The following is a 4,702-nucleotide window of genomic DNA, read 5'->3' as shown; positions in this document are numbered from 1 at the left end:
CATGTACTTCGCGACGGTCGACTCCGCGACCGTGTGCCCGAGCAGCGCGAGCTCGTCTCGGATGCGAGGCGCACCCCAGAGCACGTTCTCGCGTGACAGGCGCTGGATGAGGTTGATCATTTCTCGGCTGATCGGTGGTCGGCCGGGCTTGGCGCGCGACCGCCATCGCCAGTAGTAGCGGAACCCCTGGCGGTGCCATCGGACCACGGTCTCAGGTTTCACGAAGACGAGCGCCTCGCGCCACTCGCGGAGCATCCGCATGACAGCCAGCCAGAAGATGCGGTCGCGATCCTCGATGCGCGGGCGCTTGACGGTTCGTTTGTAGACGGCGAGCTGGTGGCGCAGCGCGATGTTCTCCAGCGCGAGCTGGGTGCGGTCCTTCACCGCGAGCTGAAGCAAGTTCACGAGCAGGGCGAGATCGGGCATTCGAGGATCATCCCCTGGGCATCTGGACGCGCAACCCAGTCTCGGCTACGGTGCTGCAGAAGCCCGCCCAGGCGGGTGTGATGCCCTTGGATGGCGTTTTCGGGAGGGACAGCCCGAGGGCGGGATCGGCAACTCCGCAGGGAAGCTCGCTCCGAACGTGGACGTTCGCGGTGACGGTGGCCAAGTCGTTTTCGTGGGCTCGATTCACCCCGAGACTTCGGTGACGTACGAGTGGGCGCCGGGGCTGTCACCCGACGATGTCGGACTCGCAGAACTTCCGCCCCACGTGCTTCGCGTCCTGCGGGACCAGGAAGTCCCGAGTGCGGCCGGCGAGCAGAAGCTGAATCGTGCCTGCGAGGTGGTCGCGGGGGCACAGGTCGGAACACGCAACGACACGCTGAACCGGCAGGCGTTCATCGTCGGCGGGCTGATCCAGAAGGGCGAGATCCAAGAGCGGGAGGCTCTTGCTCGACTCGGCGACGCGGCTCGCCAAGCGGGCCTCGCGGACGATGAAGTCGATCGCACGCTGGCACGCGCTGTACAGGATGGAAAAGCGAAGTTCTCGGGACCACAACAGTGGCTTCCTCTCCTCACCGCCGAGACGCTCGCAGCCGTCTCAATCGTCGTCAACGATCGTAAGCTCGAAACTGACCGTCGTTCCTGCCACGGCGCCAAGTGGGGCGCCGAGCGTGAGTGTCGCAGACTCGTCGCCCTCTTGCTCCGAGTCTTCCAAGACTGACAGATGAATCGTCGTCGATATCGCTCCGGCTGGAACGACAACCGGGCTCGGTACGTCGATCATCCAGTCGACGCCGAGAGTTGCGCTGCCACTCACCGTGTACGGCACTAGGACATCGTGTTCAACCTGCTGCGAGAGAGTGATCAGGATCGGGACTTGAGCGGCTTCCTCATCGAGTCTCGCGAGCGTAACGGGAAACTGAACCGCTGGATCGCCCGGAGTCACGAGCGTCAGGGCAAGACCGTTCGAAGTGTTCGAAGTCGGAGCGGGGTTCATGTCGCGGAACCACAGCTGGAAACTCCACGTCTCGCCCGGTTGAAAAAGAACTCCCTGAGGAAGATCACCGAACCGAAGCGGGAACGACACCCGACCGGTTGTCCCCGTATCCAGGACCTCTTGGCTGAACCGATACCACGGGCTCCCGAGCAGCAAGTCGCCTTCGGAACCTCCGAACAGCGGGAAGTATCCCTGAGTACGGGACATCAGGAAGTAGCCAGTTCGTCCGAGCGGCAACTGATCCACCCCCAGAGTCAGGCAATCTCGACTCGCAACGACGCTCCCGTGAGCAGACAGGACTGCGGCTAGACCCGTCGAGCTTGGACGTGCATCACCGAACGCCACCCCCTGCGGCTCTTCCAGCGGAAAGACATGAACCCGTCCGACTGAGCGGAACGCTGGAGATCCCGCGAGAATGTCGTGCGCACCCAGGGCCACCGAAGTGCCCATACCACCGCTGTCGAACGATGGCGGGTGAGACGTAACCCACCGCCTCTCCTCGACCCAACTCGATCCCTGGCGCGAGAACTGGTACACCGCACCGTTGTTGTCATTCTGCGGCCCGATGTCATCTCCTGGCGCGCCGACGATCAGCGTGTCTCCATGGACGTCGAAGGCCAGGCCGAAACGCATGACGGCGCTGAGGTTGGAGGGCGCGATGACCTGTGTCTCGAGCCAACTGCCGGCGACCTCTTCGTAGACCCGAACAACGCCAGACGCACCAGCCTCGAGTGACGAGCCGACGAAAACGGTGCCGTTCTCGATCTGCACCCAAGGCGCGTCCTCGTACTGCCCAGGCGACTGAGGCGTGAGCGAGGCGATCCCCTGCCAGGTCGTACCGTCGAACTCGAGCACGCTCACCGGTGGAATCGTAGTGCCGGCGAGGTGCGACACGATCATTCGGTTTCCTTCGACCGAAACGGAGCCGCCGCCAAAGGAGGTTCCCGACGGAAGCGGGAACGCCGAGACGTTCGCATCGGAGATCTCTCCAGTTTCGGTCCATACGCCAGCGATGCGCTCGTAGATACGCACCTTCTCACGTAGCCAGTTGCTGATGTATGCGGTATCGCCGACCAGCGCAATACTTGCGCCGAATCCGTCCGCAACACCCTCGGAACCGATCGTTGGGTCGAAGAGTCTCTGCGTCTGGGCCCAGGCACCAGCTTCTCGTTCGAAGACGAAGACGGCTCCTCCGCCGGGAGGCGAATACGGCGCGAACTGGCGAACGGACCGGACCATGATGGTGTCGCCGTCAATAGCGCACGTTCGACCGAAAGCCTGCGAGGACGCAAACTGCCCGGATCGGAGCACGTCCGTCTCGACCCACGCGCCACCGGTGTACTCGTAGACGAACGCCAGTCCCGCGCCGTTGTTCTGTCCCGTGCTGGCGAGGGATCCCACGACGAGCGTACTGCCATCGACCGCCATCGCCCGACGATCAGCGAACTCGTCGTTGAGCACGCCAATGCTGGGTTCGATCAGTGTCTCGACGCATTGCGCCATGCCTGGTCGTTGGACGGTGACGACCCCGACGACGATCAAGATCGAACTGACGCAAGCAGCGGTGCGAGGCAGACCTCTCATGCTACTGGCCTTCCTCGATGATCCAGCGTAGCGAGTTGTTCCAACCATGCGGGGTGTACATGGGCATGCCGTCCGACGGTGCGCCCACCCACACGTTGTCGACCCTGATCTCGACGTCTTCCCACTCAGTGCCAGCCCCGTCGTCGTTCGTGTAGGTCAGAATGCAAAGGCCAAAGCCCGGAGGTGACAGCCCCATGCACTTCGGGTTGTCACCGGCAGTCAAGGTCACGTCGAACGTCCCGGTGCCGACCCCAGCGCCACTCACGACGAGGGGCGTCTGGTTTCCGAAGAACCATCCTTGCGGACAGTAGAAGAGGCCGAAATCCTCATTTGCGGTTGGCACTTGGGCGGGATCATCATCGACGCGAGCGGTTCCTCCGGTGATCGTGAAGCGTACGGTGATTTCGGACGAGGTCGAAGTCAGGTTGCACCCGCAAACCCCATGAATCAGGGACTGGGTGTCGCGATCCTTGAAGCGAAGGCCGAACTCGCCCATGTTCGTCGGCGACATCTTCTCCTCTGCGATGACCTTCGTGGACTTCTGGCAATGCCCGCTCGTCCCAGTACCGGGACAAGTCGTCCCGATCGTCGCTTGGGCGGTTTCCGGCGTCGCATGGCCGATCTGCAACACCAAAGAACGCGGATCTGATGCGATCGAAGCATTGGCACAGTCGATTGGAGGGCACATGATCGCCGAGCAGTCGACTCCGATAGAGAGTTCGCCGGTGCCACCGTTTCCGTCCTCGAACAGGTAGCGGCTTCTGTCGTTCCAACCCGGCAGGACCGTGATCCAGGAGGGAGTGGCGCTGGTGGTGACTCGGTCGATGACCAGCCTCGTCTCTTCCAGCGGTGCGTCCCCGTCACCGCTCCCAGGCGCGGGAGCATCGATCCTCACGCGCGTCGCCGCATCGCCGCGTTCGGTACCGGCCGGTATGAAAATCTGGTAGGACATGCTCGTCTGGTTGAATGGAATCACTTGGTCGGACTGATCCCGCAGGACGATGTCGTCGATTGCAGGTTCCAGCGGCACGCCATCCGCGACGACCGCGTCGGGAATCGGTTCCGGTCCGTCGACCACCAGATGAATCGTCCAGTCTTCGTCGTTCGGGCCGCCACTTTCCCCGAGCGGGTTCGGCAGGCCACCTAGGCTCGGGTCACTGGTCCCGAAGAACCACAACTCGCGGGTAATGCGGTTCTCGCGCGATGCGCCGTTCCCGAGCCCGTACCCCTCGGACTCACGAATCAGCTCCGTGGGGCCAGCCTGCGGAGCGTTCCGAATCCGATAGTCCCACATTGCGTAGACGACCTGCTGGCATCGAGCCATGGGTGCCATCGTGATGCAGGTCACCAGGAGAGCGAGGAGCTGCCCGGATCGCTTGAAAACGTAACCTCGGGCTTGGGAGCTTGTGAAGATCTGGAGCATAGAACGATCGAGTGGATGACGGGAAGAGTCTCTCTTTCGAACACCGAACTTAGCTGATGAAGTTCGTAGGCGCTACGGCGCTACGCTTCCAGCACTCCCGTATGGACCGAAAACAGGCTCTCCGACACCTTTAGTGGGTGGCCAGGTCGCTCAAACTGCCCCCAACGAGCCGGAGCCCCCCAGCGGTGCCCAGAATCCGGCCTCCAGAACCTGTGAAGGAGGGGAGCAGGCCATGTCCACGACTCAGAGCGCTG

At 62.8% G+C, this 4,702-nt stretch carries 4 protein-coding genes; 1 reads left to right on the top strand and 3 read right to left on the bottom strand.

Features of this window, described 5'->3' with window-relative positions; translation table 11 throughout:
• Nucleotides 1-426: hypothetical protein (locus GY725_10865; protein ID MCP4004687.1), on the bottom strand; the 426-nt coding region annotated here is incomplete at its 3' end.
• Between GY725_10865 and GY725_10860 the strand changes: the two genes are divergently transcribed.
• Complete coding sequence (locus GY725_10860; GenBank protein ID MCP4004686.1) at nt 425-1,165, top strand: hypothetical protein; 741 nt, start codon at nt 425-427, stop codon at nt 1,163-1,165. The genes GY725_10865 and GY725_10860 overlap by 2 nt on opposite strands.
• Here the strand turns inward: GY725_10860 and GY725_10855 are convergent.
• Both GY725_10855 and GY725_10850 read right to left on the bottom strand, forming a co-directional pair.
• Nucleotides 1,043-3,025: a hypothetical protein gene (locus tag GY725_10855; protein MCP4004685.1), complete on the bottom strand. Its 1,983-nt coding sequence runs from the start codon at nt 3,023-3,025 to the stop codon at nt 1,043-1,045. The genes GY725_10860 and GY725_10855 overlap by 123 nt on opposite strands.
• 1 nt (nt 3,026) lies before the next feature.
• Entirely contained in the window at nt 3,027-4,349 is a 1,323-nt protein-coding gene (locus GY725_10850; GenBank protein MCP4004684.1) for a hypothetical protein, read from the bottom strand.
• Nucleotides 4,350-4,702 lie beyond the last annotated feature (353 nt).

This window comes from bacterium (assembly GCA_024226335.1).
Lineage (GTDB): Bacteria > Myxococcota_A > UBA9160 > SZUA-336 > SZUA-336 > JAAELY01.
The sequence above is the reverse complement of the archived record's forward strand: the minus strand, read 5'-3'. Positions and strand labels throughout refer to the sequence as shown.

What these genes read in the sequence shown, in the direction of transcription:
- GY725_10855 (MCP4004685.1), bottom strand. Translation starts at nt 3,025, where the DNA reads ATGAGAGGTCTGCCTCGCACCGCTGCTTGCGTCAGTTCGATCTTGATC.
- GY725_10850 (MCP4004684.1), bottom strand. Translation starts at nt 4,349, where the DNA reads ATGGCTCGATGCCAGCAGGTCGTCTACGCAATGTGGGACTATCGGATT.